This is a genomic window from Granulicatella balaenopterae (genome assembly GCF_900111135.1).
Lineage (GTDB): Bacteria > Bacillota > Bacilli > Lactobacillales > Aerococcaceae > Granulicatella > Granulicatella balaenopterae.
This window is the reverse complement of sequence record NZ_FOGF01000021.1, coordinates 21,921-35,878: the sequence shown is the minus strand read 5'-3', so window position 1 is coordinate 35,878 and position 13,958 is coordinate 21,921. Positions and strand designations below refer to the sequence as shown.

At 34.9% G+C, this 13,958-nt stretch carries 16 protein-coding genes; 5 read left to right on the top strand and 11 right to left on the bottom strand.

All coding sequences use genetic code 11. The features are described 5' to 3' along the window. Window positions 1-3: 3 nt before the first annotated feature. The 5 genes from BMX09_RS10460 to yajC all read left to right on the top strand — a co-directional run bounded on the left by BMX09_RS10460 (window position 4) and on the right by yajC (window position 2,890). Window positions 4-147 carry a zinc ribbon domain-containing protein gene (locus BMX09_RS10460; protein WP_407645243.1) on the top strand — a complete coding sequence of 48 codons (144 nt, stop codon included), beginning with the start codon at window positions 4-6 and terminating at the stop codon, window positions 145-147. A 181-nt stretch (window positions 148-328) separates the two neighbouring features. Further along, window positions 329-1,489 carry an AraC family transcriptional regulator gene (locus BMX09_RS05925; protein ID WP_089746782.1) on the top strand — a complete coding sequence of 387 codons (1,161 nt, stop codon included), beginning with the start codon at window positions 329-331 and terminating at the stop codon, window positions 1,487-1,489. Window positions 1,490-1,661: 172 nt separating this feature from the next. Next, window positions 1,662-2,147 (top strand): hypothetical protein, encoded by a 486-nt coding sequence (locus tag BMX09_RS05920; protein ID WP_089746781.1) that lies wholly within the window; start codon window positions 1,662-1,664, stop codon window positions 2,145-2,147. 18 nt (window positions 2,148-2,165) lie between these two features. After that, complete coding sequence (gene agaF, locus BMX09_RS05915; protein ID WP_089746780.1) at window positions 2,166-2,612, top strand: PTS galactosamine/N-acetylgalactosamine transporter subunit IIA; 447 nt, start codon at window positions 2,166-2,168, stop codon at window positions 2,610-2,612. A gap of 2 nt (window positions 2,613-2,614) precedes the next feature. After that, on the top strand, window positions 2,615-2,890 hold the full coding sequence (gene yajC / locus BMX09_RS05910) for a preprotein translocase subunit YajC (protein ID WP_089746779.1): 276 nt from the start codon (window positions 2,615-2,617) through the stop codon (window positions 2,888-2,890). Window positions 2,891-2,947: 57 nt separating this feature from the next. Here yajC and BMX09_RS05905 read toward each other — a convergent pair whose 3' ends face one another. The 11 genes from BMX09_RS05905 to ylqF form a co-directional block, all read right to left on the bottom strand. Next, window positions 2,948-3,241, bottom strand: coding sequence for a HesB/YadR/YfhF family protein (locus tag BMX09_RS05905; RefSeq protein ID WP_089746778.1), 294 nt, complete (start codon window positions 3,239-3,241; stop codon window positions 2,948-2,950). Window positions 3,242-3,349: 108 nt separating this feature from the next. Further along, on the bottom strand, window positions 3,350-3,985 hold the full coding sequence (locus tag BMX09_RS05900; RefSeq protein WP_089746777.1) for a response regulator transcription factor: 636 nt from the start codon (window positions 3,983-3,985) through the stop codon (window positions 3,350-3,352). A 16-nt stretch (window positions 3,986-4,001) separates the two neighbouring features. Beyond that, window positions 4,002-5,057 (bottom strand): sensor histidine kinase, encoded by a 1,056-nt coding sequence (locus tag BMX09_RS05895; protein ID WP_089746776.1) that lies wholly within the window; start codon window positions 5,055-5,057, stop codon window positions 4,002-4,004. Continuing rightward, window positions 5,054-5,797, bottom strand: a complete 744-nt coding sequence (liaF, locus tag BMX09_RS05890; protein WP_177159557.1) for a cell wall-active antibiotics response protein LiaF — start codon at window positions 5,795-5,797, stop codon at window positions 5,054-5,056. The genes BMX09_RS05895 and liaF overlap by 4 nt, the downstream gene beginning before the upstream one ends. Before the next feature lie 189 nt (window positions 5,798-5,986). After that, complete coding sequence (gene lpdA / locus BMX09_RS05885; RefSeq protein WP_089746774.1) at window positions 5,987-7,393, bottom strand: dihydrolipoyl dehydrogenase; 1,407 nt, start codon at window positions 7,391-7,393, stop codon at window positions 5,987-5,989. 67 nt (window positions 7,394-7,460) lie between these two features. Beyond that, window positions 7,461-8,777, bottom strand: a complete 1,317-nt coding sequence (locus BMX09_RS05880) for a 2-oxo acid dehydrogenase subunit E2 (protein ID WP_089746773.1) — start codon at window positions 8,775-8,777, stop codon at window positions 7,461-7,463. A gap of 104 nt (window positions 8,778-8,881) precedes the next feature. Then, entirely contained in the window at window positions 8,882-9,859 is a 978-nt protein-coding gene (locus BMX09_RS05875) for an alpha-ketoacid dehydrogenase subunit beta (RefSeq protein ID WP_089746772.1), read from the bottom strand. Between the two features lie 2 nt (window positions 9,860-9,861). Then, window positions 9,862-10,968 (bottom strand): pyruvate dehydrogenase (acetyl-transferring) E1 component subunit alpha, encoded by a 1,107-nt coding sequence (gene pdhA / locus BMX09_RS05870; RefSeq protein ID WP_089746771.1) that lies wholly within the window; start codon window positions 10,966-10,968, stop codon window positions 9,862-9,864. A gap of 328 nt (window positions 10,969-11,296) precedes the next feature. Next, window positions 11,297-12,163, bottom strand: coding sequence for a DNA-processing protein DprA (dprA, locus tag BMX09_RS05865; RefSeq protein WP_089746770.1), 867 nt, complete (start codon window positions 12,161-12,163; stop codon window positions 11,297-11,299). A gap of 89 nt (window positions 12,164-12,252) precedes the next feature. Beyond that, on the bottom strand, window positions 12,253-13,020 hold the full coding sequence (locus BMX09_RS05860) for a ribonuclease HII (protein ID WP_089746769.1): 768 nt from the start codon (window positions 13,018-13,020) through the stop codon (window positions 12,253-12,255). A 3-nt stretch (window positions 13,021-13,023) separates the two neighbouring features. Beyond that, a complete protein-coding gene (gene ylqF / locus BMX09_RS05855) occupies window positions 13,024-13,893 on the bottom strand; it encodes a ribosome biogenesis GTPase YlqF (protein ID WP_089746768.1) in 870 nt (289 codons plus the stop codon). Window positions 13,894-13,958 lie beyond the last annotated feature (65 nt).

The following is a 13,958-nucleotide window of genomic DNA, read 5'->3' as shown; positions in this document are numbered from 1 at the left end:
CAAATTTGTAGCCATTGTGGCAATAGAAAACATCTCAACCTAACTGATAGAACATATTGTTGTGAATGTGGTCTTGAGTTAGATAGAGATATAAACGCTGCACTGAATATAAAAAACGAAGGACTTAGAATCCTAATGAGTGCATAATAAAAAATAGATTATAGTAGGGTAGGAACTACCCAAACTTATACGCTTGTGGACTTTTTGTAAGACGGAGGAATAATCAATTAGATTAGGAAACGCAGGAGAGGATGAAACAAGAAGCACCTAAGCTTTAGCTTAGTGTGTAGTTCACCAAAATTTTAAAAAGGAGGAATATGCGAGCAATATGTTTACAAAAACTTCGGCTATTTTAAAAAATAAATATTTCCATACGATTCAAAAGTGGTATCACAAAAAAAATTATGTGGAATTACATAAGGTGGTCACAAAGAAAAAGATTAAGGAATTCTATTGTTATGAGCATCCTATCTATTTACGGGCCATTTCAGGAATTGTCATGATTATTGTGACAGATAATCCTACTCACATCAAAAATGAGAATCAATTCATTCTACATGGGGCTATTAAGATTCATGCAGGGGTGCATTTTAACTTTATTTCAGTGTCTCAGAGTTGCGAATTATGTCTTTCGTTGCCAAAAGATAGTCAAAAAAAAGTATATTCATTACCAAAACCCGTTCAAATGATGAAAAACAAAGAAGAACTTCATCTATCAGAAATTTACGCTACTTATTATCAGATTAAGCGCGAAAATTACTTTTATCCAAGCGAAAGTCATCCCTACTGTGAACTAACCATTGTTGAAAATGGTGAATTAATAACAACGGTGGATGGCGTCTCCTATACCTTAAAGAAACACGATGTTATGCTTTACCAGCGCAATCAAATTCATACGCAGGCGGTGAAAAAAGAAGGTGTCACGACGTATATCACCATAATGTTAGAACTAGATACCAATGACGATCGCTTTTTTAATCGGATTTTTCATATGAATGCGCAAAATTTAATGCAAATTGAAAAATTCGTCGCCATTAGTAGCCAACAAAATATCGCTTATAAAAACGATCAATTACTAGCACAATTAAAGCTGTTTATTATCTCTTTACTGGAAAAAGATAATACTCATTATGAAATCCCACATACATCGATGAAAGAAAAATACGATAATGATATTTTTGTAAGAGTTTGTGATTATATCCGTAAAAATCCCCAAGTTAAAGTTGCAGATTTAGTACAAATATTTGGCCTATCTCGTTCTAGTTTACAAACTTTATTTCATCATTTTACAAATGGTACGCCTAAACAATATATTGAACAACAACGGATTAAACAAGCAAAAATTTTGATGAAGGAATTAACCTATTCAATTGAAGAAATTGCTTATATGGTGGGCTATAATTCACTCCCATCCTTTTCTCGAGCTTTTAAACAAGCCACAAAACAATCTCCTTCACAATTTGCTCATAGTATTTACAAACGTTTATAATGAATGATATTCTTTAAAATTATCTTTACGTTTGAGATTTTCACTTACAGTTTTTTGACATTTTTAATTGTATTTTTAGCAAAATTAGTAAATTGTTAGGCTTTGGTTGAATTATAGACAATTTTTATTTATGATTTTGGTGTTTAAAAGATTTTTGAATGGAGGGGTAAATATGCTTTTTAGCCTTGGAAAAGTCTATCCGCTTAAAAATGGTGGAATGTTTTATTATCTTGCAAAAAAAGATAAACTCTACAAAATCCCCCAAGCAGATGTTCGTAAGTTTAATGCTTTTAGGAATGGTTTTATTATTAGTCTAGCGATTAGTGCCCTTATCTACAGTATCTTCCCAAAGCAACTTATCTTAACAATTATGCTTGGTGTTTGTAGTTATATCTTGATTAGCAGTACATTCTATTCTCGAATTTTGCCGAAATATATTACCATGAATCCAAAAGATAAAAAGCAATTACAAACATTAACAACCAAAGAACGTATTTTACCTATGTGGAAGAGTTTAGTGATAATTTTAGTAGGAATTCTTATTATTATAAGCTCTTTTTATTTGCAAGCCGAAAAGACACAACAAGTAATTCTAATTATTTTCGGTGTATTATTAACGGTCAGTGGCAGCAATGCTCTTATAAAAAATAACGATTAATTTAGGAGGAAAATAAAAATGATTGGTATGATATTAACAGGACATGGAGAATTTGCACCAGGATTAGCACATGCATTACAAATGATTGCCGGAGAACAAACTGCATTTAAAGTGGTTGCATTTAAAGAGGATGCTCCGATAGAAGATTTAGAAAAAAATATGCAGACTGCAATTAATGAATTATTAGCAGAAGTTGAACAAGTTGTCATCTTTAGCGATTTATTAGGTGGTAGCCCATTCAAAGCAGCCATGATGGCATCAAATGAATTAGAAAATGTGGAAGTAATTTGTGGAACGAACCTACCAATGTTGATTGAATCAGCTATGATGCGTCAATTTATGCCAAGTGCTAGCGAATTAGCAAACCAAGCCATTACTACTGGACAAGCAGGCGTACAAGTGGTTCAATTCCCTAATCCAGCAAATAATGACCCTTCAGATAATGAGGACGAGGACGGTATCTAAAAATGGCAGAGATGATTATTGTTAGTTCCCTAGTTTTTATTGTTTCTGTTATTGTTGCGCTAGGTATTTATTATTTATTTTCACGAAAAAACATTAAAAAGCAACACGCCTATTTTGAACAACTTCATAAAGAGTTAAGCGTTGGCAATAAAGTCGTCTTTTCAAATGGCTTATATGGTAAAGTCAAACGAATTAATGATGAGACTGTCGATATTGAAATCGCAAAAGGTGTCGCTATTACAGTATCAAGATTTTCAATTTCAGAAATTATTCATTAATGAAAAAAGCACAGAACAAGGATAGCTTTATTCAGCTCTTTGTTCTGTGCTCTATTTTTATTGTTTTTCGTAGCGATAACTTGGCTCTTCTAGTTGTTCATCAAAGTCAACATACAAATCATATCCATCAAAAAACCACTCATCGCCTTTTTCGATAAAATACGGAATTCCTTTTTCATGAATTAATACATATGGTGTTGTTGGTTCATCAACCTCAATTGCCAAGGAAAAACCTTCATGAATCGGACTACAGCCATATACCTTACTTAGAAAACGAACACCACGCTGACTTGATACGCCCATCTCTTCGGCAAACCAAGCCTGTGCTTTATCAGCAATAATAATCTCCATCAATTATCCCACCTTTTCTATGATAACTTTATTATATCATAGGGCGAACCTAACACTAATGAGATATGCCTATGAAAAATAGAATCCCACCTTTTTCTCTCATATGTATTATGATTCTACTAATTGATGTTTAAAAGCATATATCGTTGCTTGAGTGCGATCTTCTACTCCTAATTTTGCTAAGATATTTGAGACATGAGTTTTAACCGTTTTTAGGGTGATAAATAATTCATCAGCAATTTCTTGGTTTGATTTTCCTTCTGCAATCAGTAATAAGATCTCTTTTTCACGTATGGTTAGGTCATCATGTGGGAAGTGACGATTCTCATACTGCATTTTGTGAACTAATTTATCTGTGACAGCTGGTTCGAATACCCCTTCTCCTTTATAGGTGTCACGAATCCCATTGGCAATCTCTGCTGCTGAAGAGGTCTTTAATAGATAACTTTTAGCTCCAGCATTAATCGCAGGATAGACTTTCTCATCATCAATGAAGCTTGTTACGATGATTATTTTTGCTTCAGGCCATTGAGACAGTATTTCTTTCGTTGCTTCAATCCCATCCATAATAGGCATTACTAAATCCATCAAAATCACATCTGGTCGCAACGCTAAAGCTTTCTTTACACCTTCTTGACCATTTTCGGCTTCTCCAATTACTTCTATATCGTCTTGAATCGATAAATACGCAGCTACTCCTAAACGTACCATCTCATGATCATCAACTAATAATACTTTTATCATTTTGCTCCCACCTTTTCTATTTTTTCGTGATTGGTATTTTTATTTCTATAATAGTACCCTTATCTGGGAAACTAATAATTTTACAAGTGCCTCCCATACTAGTCACACGTTCTTTCATATTCAGTAAACCATAGCTTCCTGGACTAGAACTCGTTAATTTTGTATCAAAACCAATGCCATCATCCACTACTTTTAAAATAATATATTCTGACGATTCTTTTAAATACACTTCTAATGAATTTGCCTTAGAATGTCGTAATGTATTCGATAATAATTCTTGCACAATACGAAATAAATGGTCCTCAATCCCATATGGTAAATGAACATCATCTAATTCCCATGTAATCGTCATATTTACTTTTGAAGTTAATTCTGTTAATAGAGCCTTAATACCTTCTTTTAATGATTTATCTTCTAAGTTAACTGGCCTTAGATGTAATAATAGGGCACGCATTTCTGATTGTGATTCATTAATAATTTTTTCGACTAGAGAAAGTGATTTTTGTAAGTTCGCTGGTAACTGATCTGCTTGCTCATTAATTGCCGATAACATCATCATAGCAGCAAATAACTGCTGACTAACAGAATCATGTAATTCACGAGCTAAACGATGACGCTCTGCCGTTAAAATCTCTTCTTTAGTCTCCTTCCCTACATATTGCGGAATAGCACTTAATTCTTGTACTTCTTGAGATAAGGAGATTAATTTTTCTTTTAATTCTTGAATCATTTCGATATGCGATTGCAAATTAATTGGCAGATAATAATTCAACCAAAGTGGCTTTGATAAGATTGGATGCTCATAATTACCAACAACTAACCAATGAAGTTGCTGACGAATAATTTTTTGATAATAACGAACTACCAAATAATAAGCAAAAACCCCCACTAAACTAGTTATCCCCACAACCAAAATTAAGGATAATAAAATTGGTAACTTTTGCATAAATGCCATATTTAAAAAGAATGTCCAATCAATTAATTTATTCAATGCTAAAATAATAAATAGTGCAAAAACCGTTAAATACGTTAGAAATACTAACCACAATGTTAATAGGTGATTCTTCTTCATAATTCAATCACCTCAATCTCACCAAATAAAGTTGATGTATAAATTTTCACTTTCTTCTTACCATTATGATAACCTTCTGATTGAACGGTAATACTTTCATTTTGTAAGTTAATTTTTTCATTATTAAAAATAACTGTCCCTGAAATACTAGAATGATGCAAGAAAACATCAACTCCAACTGGTACGATTATTCTCGTACTACCGAAACCTTTGCGTATTACGATAATATTTTCATCATTGGGTAAAATAGTATTCCCTAAATCGATAATCGTATCCCCTGCAAGACTGATAATGTTAATATCATCCCATTCATAAATATCATTACCTTCAAGATTGGAGCCTAACCAATTTTGCTTATAGCGTCTTAATTGGTGACTTGGTTCTATTGTTTTAATCGCACGATATTCCTTCTTATTAATAGTTTGATGATGAAATAAATGTTTCTGAGATGCACCAAGTAATTCCTTCCCGTAAAAAATCATTATAAAAATCAATAAGATTAACGCCACCCAGAACCCCGATGTTGAAAATCCTGTCATAAAGATTAACGCCACACCAACCATCATTATCAGTAAGCGTACCATTGATTGTTGATAACTCATACGAGAACCTAATATAAGAATAAATATCCCTAAAAATAATAATCCAAAACTTAATGGTTCAGAAATCAATTCATAAAAACCAAATAAACAGGCTATAATAATGATAAATAGAGTAGATTTCAAAAAAACTTTTTGCACGATTTCACCTTCCTTCATTCGTCTTCATTACTAGTATACCATTTTTCAGAGCAAAAATTAGGATTATTTCATAGGTCTTAAGTCCCATTTTTGCACTACGCAATTCTTTTCTTATGTAAACTAAATTATAAAACAAAAAACAAGTACCAAGATAGCCCCTGATACTTGTTTTAGAATAATCATTCTTAATTAAACGTGAATTGGCATACCTAATGCTAATTCAGCTGCGTCCATTACTACTTCTGATAATGATGGATGTGAGTGAATTGTTAAAGCAATATCTTCTGCATTCATACCCGCTTCAATTGCTAAGCCTAATTCAGCAATAATATCTGAAGCACCAATTCCGGCAACTTGTGCACCAACAATCACATTATCTTCTTTTGTTGTAATCAAACGAACAAAACCTTCTGTGGCATTTAATGATAAGGCGCGTCCATTACCTGATAATGGGAATTTAGAAGCTTTAACTTTTAATCCTGCATCTTTTGCTTCTTTTTGTGTCATACCAACCATTGCTAATTCTGGATCTGTAAAGGCAACTGATGGCATTGCACGATAATCAACTGCTACTTTTTTGCCTGAGATAGCTTCAGCAGCGATTTTGCCTTCGTAACTTGCTTTGTGAGCTAAGGCTGGTCCTGGAACGATATCCCCGATTGCAAAGATATTTTCTAAGTTTGTACGACCTTGATTGTCAACTTTTACTAAGCCTCGATCAGTCATTTCAATTCCAGCAACTTCTAATCCTAATTCATCCGTATTCGGTCTGCGTCCAACTGCTACCATTACATAATCAGCTACAATTGATTCTTCTTTGCCGTCAACTTCATATTTAACCGTTACACTATCACCATTATCAATAGCTTCCTTAGCCATTGCAGAAGCTTTAACAGTTACACCTTTTTTAGCAAAATCATCTTCTACTAATTTAATCATATCTTTATCAAACATTGATAAAATTGAAGGCGCACCTTCTAAAATAGTTACTTCTGAACCAAGATTAGCATAAGCACCACCTAGTTCAGAACCGATAACCCCACCACCAATAACAACTAATTTTTTAGGAACTTCTTTTAGTCCTAAACCACCAGTTGAATCAATTACACGACCACCAAACTTGAAGCCTTTAATCTCAATCGGACGGCTACCAGTTGCAACAATCGCATTATTAAATGAGTAAGTTTGCGCACTATCTTCTTGAATCACACGTAAAGTATGGCCATCAACAAAGAAAGCTTCTCCACGTAAGATTTCAACTTTATTTTTCTTTAATAAGTATTCAATACCTGAAGTTAATTTATGAACAACTTCATTGTCTTTCCAAGCTTGGGTCTTAGCAAAATCTAACACTACCTCTTTTGCGGTAATTCCAAAAGTTTCACTGTGTTGTGCTTCTTGATAGTGATGTCCTGCAGCGATTAACGCTTTAGATGGAATACATCCCACATTTAAGCACACACCACCAATATATTCTTTTTCAATAATTGTTACTTTTTGTCCTTCTTGAGCTGCTCTGATTGCGGCAACATAACCACCAGGGCCTGCACCAATTACAACGGTATCTAGCTCAATTGCAAAATCTCCTACTACCATTCTTTTCACCTCTCAAAATAATATCAAATCAAGGAAAGCTTCTTGAACTCCCCTTGACTGATTGAATTTAGCCTTCCATTAATAATAATTCTGGATCATGTAATAAACGTTTTAATTCATTCATTGCTTTTTGAGCTGTAGCGCCATCTACAATACGGTGGTCAAAGCTCAATGATAATTTCATATTGCGGCCAATTACGATTTCGTCATCTTCATTAATAACTGGTTCACGAACAATTGTACCCACACCTAAGATAGCAACTTCTGGATAGTTAATAACCGGTGTAAACCAACCGCCACCAACTGAACCAATATTAGTAATTGTGATAGTTCCTTGACCCATATCTGAAGCAGTTAACTTACCCTCTTTTGCTTTAGCTGCTAATTCGCTAATTTCAGCGGCAATTTTGAACATGCTCTTAGTATTTGATGCTTTAATATTTGGTACGAATAGACCATTATCAGTATCTGTTGCAATACCAATATTATAATAATGTTTATAAACAATTTCTTGCGTTGCATCGTCAATTGAAGCATTTAAGACTGGGAATTTCTGCATTACAACTGTTAAAGCTTTAACAACATATGGTAAGAATGTTAATTTCACACCTTGATCAGCTGCCACTTCTTTGAATTTCTTACGGTGATCCCAAAGTTTAGATACCTCTACTTGATCATGTAAAGTAACATGTGGGGCTGTATGTTTACTTGTAACCATAGCTTTAGAGATTGCTTTACGCATTGGTGATAATTTCACACGTTCTTCTGTTCCAGCTACTGCTTGTAAAGTTGGTTGTGGTGTTACTTTCGCTACTGGAGTTGGAGCTGGTGTATCTTCAATAATTGGTTGTACTGGAGCTTGTGTAGTTGTTGTTGCTACTGGAGCTACAGCACCAAAGTTATTAATATCTTCACGTGTGACACGACCACCTTTTCCTGTAGGTACCACTAGTGTAATATCAACACCTTGTTCACGTGCATATTGACGTACTGATGGCATTGCTAATACTAATTTGTTAGGATTTTGAGCTACTGGCACTGTTGCTGTTGCTTGTGGTGCTACTGCTTGAGCTACTGGAGTTGGAGCTGATTCTACTACTGGAGCTGGTGTCTCTACTGCTTTTGCTACAGGTTCACTATCACCACTACCATCATCAATTACGACAATCACATCACCAACTTGTGCGACTGTTCCTTCTTCTACTAATACTTCTAATACTTTACCGCTAACTGGTGACGGAATTTCTTCAACTGATTTATCATTTTGTACTTCAAATAGAATATCATCTTCCTCGATGGTATCTCCTACATTAATATCAATTTTAACGATTTCACCTTCTGCGATATCTTCACCGATATCAGGCATTTTAAATTTAAAAGCCATATCTTTAACTTCCCTTCTATTAAATATCAAATTAGATTCTGAACATAGATAACTATTCAGATGCATTTTATAAAGAGGAATAGTACAATCCCTCTAAATTTTTATTAGAAATTATAAACTTCGCGTACTTTATCTTCAATATCTTTAGCATTTGGTAGCCAATCATTTTCAGCTTGACCAAATGGGAAGACAGTATCTGGAGCGGCTACACGGCCGATTGGTGCTTCTAAATGTAAAATAGCACGTTCTGAAATTTCAGACATAACCATAGCACCTACACCAGCTTGACGTTGTGCTTCTTGAACCACTACTACACGACCTGTTTTTTGGACAGTCGCTACAATTGTTTCAATATCTAATGGCGAAACTGTGCGTAAATCAACAACTTCAACAGAGATACCTTCTTTTTCTAACTTTTCAGCCGCTTTTACGGCTTCACGAACCATTGCGCCATATGTAATTACTGATACATCAGTTCCTTCACGAGTAATGGCTGCTTTTCCTAATGGTACAGTATAAGCTTCTTCTGGTACTTCTTCACGGAATGAGCGATATAACTTCATATGTTCTAAGAAGATGACTGGATCATTATCACGAATTGCTGAAATTAATAACCCCTTAGCATCATAAGGATTTGACGGAATCACTACTTTGATACCAGGTGATTGGGCAATTAAGCCTTCTAAGTTATCTGAGTGTAATTCTGGAGTATGTACCCCACCTCCAAATGGTGAACGGAATACAATTGGTAAATTACGTGTACCACCCATACGGTAACGTGTACGAGCTGCTTGGCCTACTACTGAGTCCATTACTTCAAAGACAAATCCTAAGAATTGAATCTCTGGAACTGGACGATAGCCTTCTAAAGCTAAACCGATTGCCAAGCCACCAATTCCTGATTCGGCTAAAGGAGTATCAAATACACGGTCTACACCAAATTGTTCTTGTAAGCCTTGAGTCGCACGGAATACTCCTCCATTTTTACCGACGTCCTCACCGAACATAATTACATTTTCATCACGTTCTAATTCGCATGCTAATGCATCTGTAATTGCTTGAATTAATGTCATTTGTGCCATGTTTATTTACTCTCCTTTGCTTCAAATTGTTGAATTTGTTCTTCAATAATATATGTTGGTTCTTCAAACATTGATTTTAAGAAATCTGATACTTTTTGTTTTGGTTGTTGATCAGCTTCTTTAATCGCTGCTTTGATCTCTTCTTTAGTACGTTCGATAACAGCTTCTTCTTTTTCTTGTGACCATAAACCTTTTTCAGTTAAGAAGTTACGGAAACGAATAATTGGATCTTTTTTAGCCCATTCATCTTGAATTCCTTCTGGTTGGTAACGTGTTGGATCATCCCCTGATAAAGTATGTGGACCATAACGGAAGCAGACTGTCTCAATTAAGACCGGACCATTACCAGCCACCGCATATTCACGAGCTTTTTTAGTCACCGCATACACCGCTAATGGATCCATACCATCAACTTGGATACCAGGAATTCCGGCTGCCACAGCTTTTTGTGCTAATGTCACAGCTTGAGTCTGTACTGAACGTGGCGTTGAGATAGCCCAACCATTATTTTGAATAAAGAAAATTCCAGGAGCTTTAAATGAACCAGCAAAGTTAATCCCTTCATAGAAATCCCCTTGTGATGAACCACCATCACCAGTATATGTAACGACGACATTTTTCTTGTCGCGCTTTTTAAGACCTAATGCCACACCTGCAGCTTGTACATATTGAGCACCGATAATAATTTGTGGTGGTAATGCTTGTAAACTTTCAGGATAAATATTCCCTGCTACATGACCACGAGACCATAAAAAGGCTTGTGATAATGGTAATCCATGCTTCACTAATTGAGGCACATCACGATATCCTGGTAATAAAACATCATCTTTTTCGATTGCTTTAATACTTGCTAATTGACTTGCTTCTTGACCTGCTGTTGGTGCATAGAAACCTAAACGTCCTTGTCTATTTAAAGCTGTTGAACGTTCATGTAAAATACGAGACCAAACCATATCAGTCATTAATTCTACCATTTCTTCATCTGTCATATCAGGCATTAATTCAGGATGGACTAACTTCCCTGTCTCATCTAAAATTTGGACCATACTAAAATCAGTATTAGTAGCACTGAATAATGAATCTAACTCTAACTTATTATAAGTTGCCATATCTTACATTCCTCTTTTCTTGAATATTTCAGTGGTAAATCTGTGTTATATACTAGTTACAAGAACTGTATTAATTACCCCTGCTTTCAATTATTAATCTACCACTCTTTTTTCGAAATGGCAAGAAAATAGTCTTAAAAGAATAAATATTTTTTCTAAAAAATACAATGAATGAAAAGGCTTAACACGTTGCTATTACTAGTATTTTAATTCACAAATAAACCAACTATCTTAAAACATTCTTAAACTCATACTATTAGAACAGGAATACTACAGTAAATAAAAACTGTTACAACTGTACTAATAATCTATTATAACTCCTAAAAGATTAAGAAAAATAGATAATATCCTCTAAAATATCCTGTGCTTTGGTAGTACACAATGCCCCCGCTTGAATTAATTGGTTTGTACCTTCTGAATAAATATTGGTGATATTCCCCGGAATTGCAAACACTTGACGATTTTCTTGCAAAGCTAAATTTGCCGTAATCAGACTCCCGCTACGCATTCTGGCTTCAACCACACATACCCCATGTGATAATCCCGCAATAATTCGATTACGATAAGGAAAATGAAACTTAAGTGGCCGACTATTTAAAGGGTATTCACTAATCACTAACCCCTTCTGTTCAATACTGCGCTGCAGACAAGCATTCTCTTTGGGATAATAGACATTCAATCCTGTACCAATGACGGCTATTGTCTGTAGTCCATATTTTAGGGCGTATTTATGACTAATGCCATCAATCCCTTTCGCTAAGCCACTAATAATCGTTACTTTTGATCCTTTTAACTCATACATTAACTTCTTCAAACAAAATTCACCATAATCACTATGCCAACGACTCCCTACCATACCAATTGATAATGTCTTTAGTAAAGCAAGATTCCCTCGACAAAATAATGCTAATGGTGGTTGATAAATTTGCCTTAAACGCTCCGGATAGCGTTCATCATCAATCGTTATAATCGTAATTTTCTCTTCATAATAAGGTGCTAACTCTTCATAATAGTCCACATCCAATAACCAATCATAAAAGTTCTTACTACACCATTCTCTAATATCTATTACATAAAAAATCTCACTCGGATTAAAATACCGACACACTCCTTGGTATAGATTAATCTGCTCTTTAGGTGATAAATATTCATATATTACCGCTAGATGCCATAATTTTTCTCGTGTTAATTGCATAAAAAATACACCCTTTCTTCATATCATAAATAGTTCCCTACTTATATATACGTAAAAAGAGTGTAAAATATTTTAATGTTATAAAATTATTAGAAAAACTTAGCTACCGGCGCAAATGACTTACGATGAATAGGACATGGACCTTGTAAGTCTAAACCTGCTAAATGATTTTTCGTACCATAACCGGCATTACTTGAAAAGTCATAACCTGGAAACTCACGATCATAGTCTACCATCATCTGATCACGAATCTCCTTAGCAACAATACTCGCCGCCGCAATCGAAATACTCTTAGCATCCCCTTTAATAATCGCTTCTTGCGGCATATCTAGATCTAACTGCATCGCATCTAATAATAAATAATCTGGCTTGACTTTTAATTCTTCAATTGCCTGAATCATCGCTAATTTAGTTGCTTGATAAATATTCACCTTATCAATCACCTGATTATCCATCACACCAACCCCAATCGCTAAAGCTTTTTCTTTAATCAAAGCAAAAATCTCTTGACGCTTCGCAGCTGATAACTTTTTAGAATCATCAAAACCTAAATCTTCAATATCTTTTGGTAAAATAACCGCACAAGCCACCACCGGCCCCGCTAAAGGACCACGACCAACTTCATCGACCCCAGCAATATATTGGAAGCCTTTTTCAAAACAATCACGCTCAAAACTTTGCATTGCAACGAATTGGTGACGGCGCGCTTCTTTCTTGGCAAATTGACGTTCCCAAGACTTAATTGCCGTTTGGACACCTTTACGCTCATCTTGACGCAATTCACCTAAGCGCTCATCTGTTTGATCGGTAATCTCGGTTAAGATAGCTTTAACCTCTTTAATTGATAATTTTGCCATTGGTTAGTCCTCGACTGTCTTACTAGCTGGAATTGGTGCCATATCTAATGTATAGCGACCTAATTTACCACCACGAATATCAAAAATAAAACGCTCACTCGCACGATCAAAATCATCCTTAAATCCTAAGTTTTTAGTCATTTTTAATAAAATGTCTGCAGTCGACATTTCTTCAAAATCATCTTCTGTTAAGTGATAAGCTTTACATAGACGTTCTGGTGCTACTAATTGGAATTTCTCAATCGCATATAAAGCTAAATCGTCCATATGTAATAATGAATCTTTAATCGCACCAGTAATCGCTAATTTATAACCAATCTCACGGTCTTCGAATTTAGGCCATAAAATCCCTGGTGTATCTAATAATTCAAATTCATTACCCACTTTTAGCCAACGTTGCCCTTTTGTCACACCTGGTTTATTAGCAGTAATCGCTTGATTTTTCTTAATCATACGGTTGATGAAAGTTGACTTACCAACGTTAGGAATCCCTAAAATCATTAAACGAATTGGGCGTGGACGAATGCCTTTTTTAGCCCATTTCTCGAATTCTGGTTGCATCATTTTCTTCATGCTAGCTTTTACTTGGTTCAAACCTTTACCATCTTTAGCTTGCATAGCATGTACGATAATACCTTGTGATTCATAATATGAAATCCATTTTTTTATCTCTTCTGGATTTGCTAAGTCGGCTTTATTTAAGATGATCATATGTTTTTTATTACCTTTAATCTCCTCGACCATTGGATTACGACTTGATTCAGGTACACGAGCATCCACACACTCGATAACGATATCAACTAATTTTAATTTCTCGATTGCTTCACGTTTTGCCTTGGCCATATGCCCTGGGAACCATTGTATTGCTTTCATTATATATATTCCTTTCTTGCAAGGGATTAGCACCTTGTTATTCTGACAAATATTGCTTCTAGTTA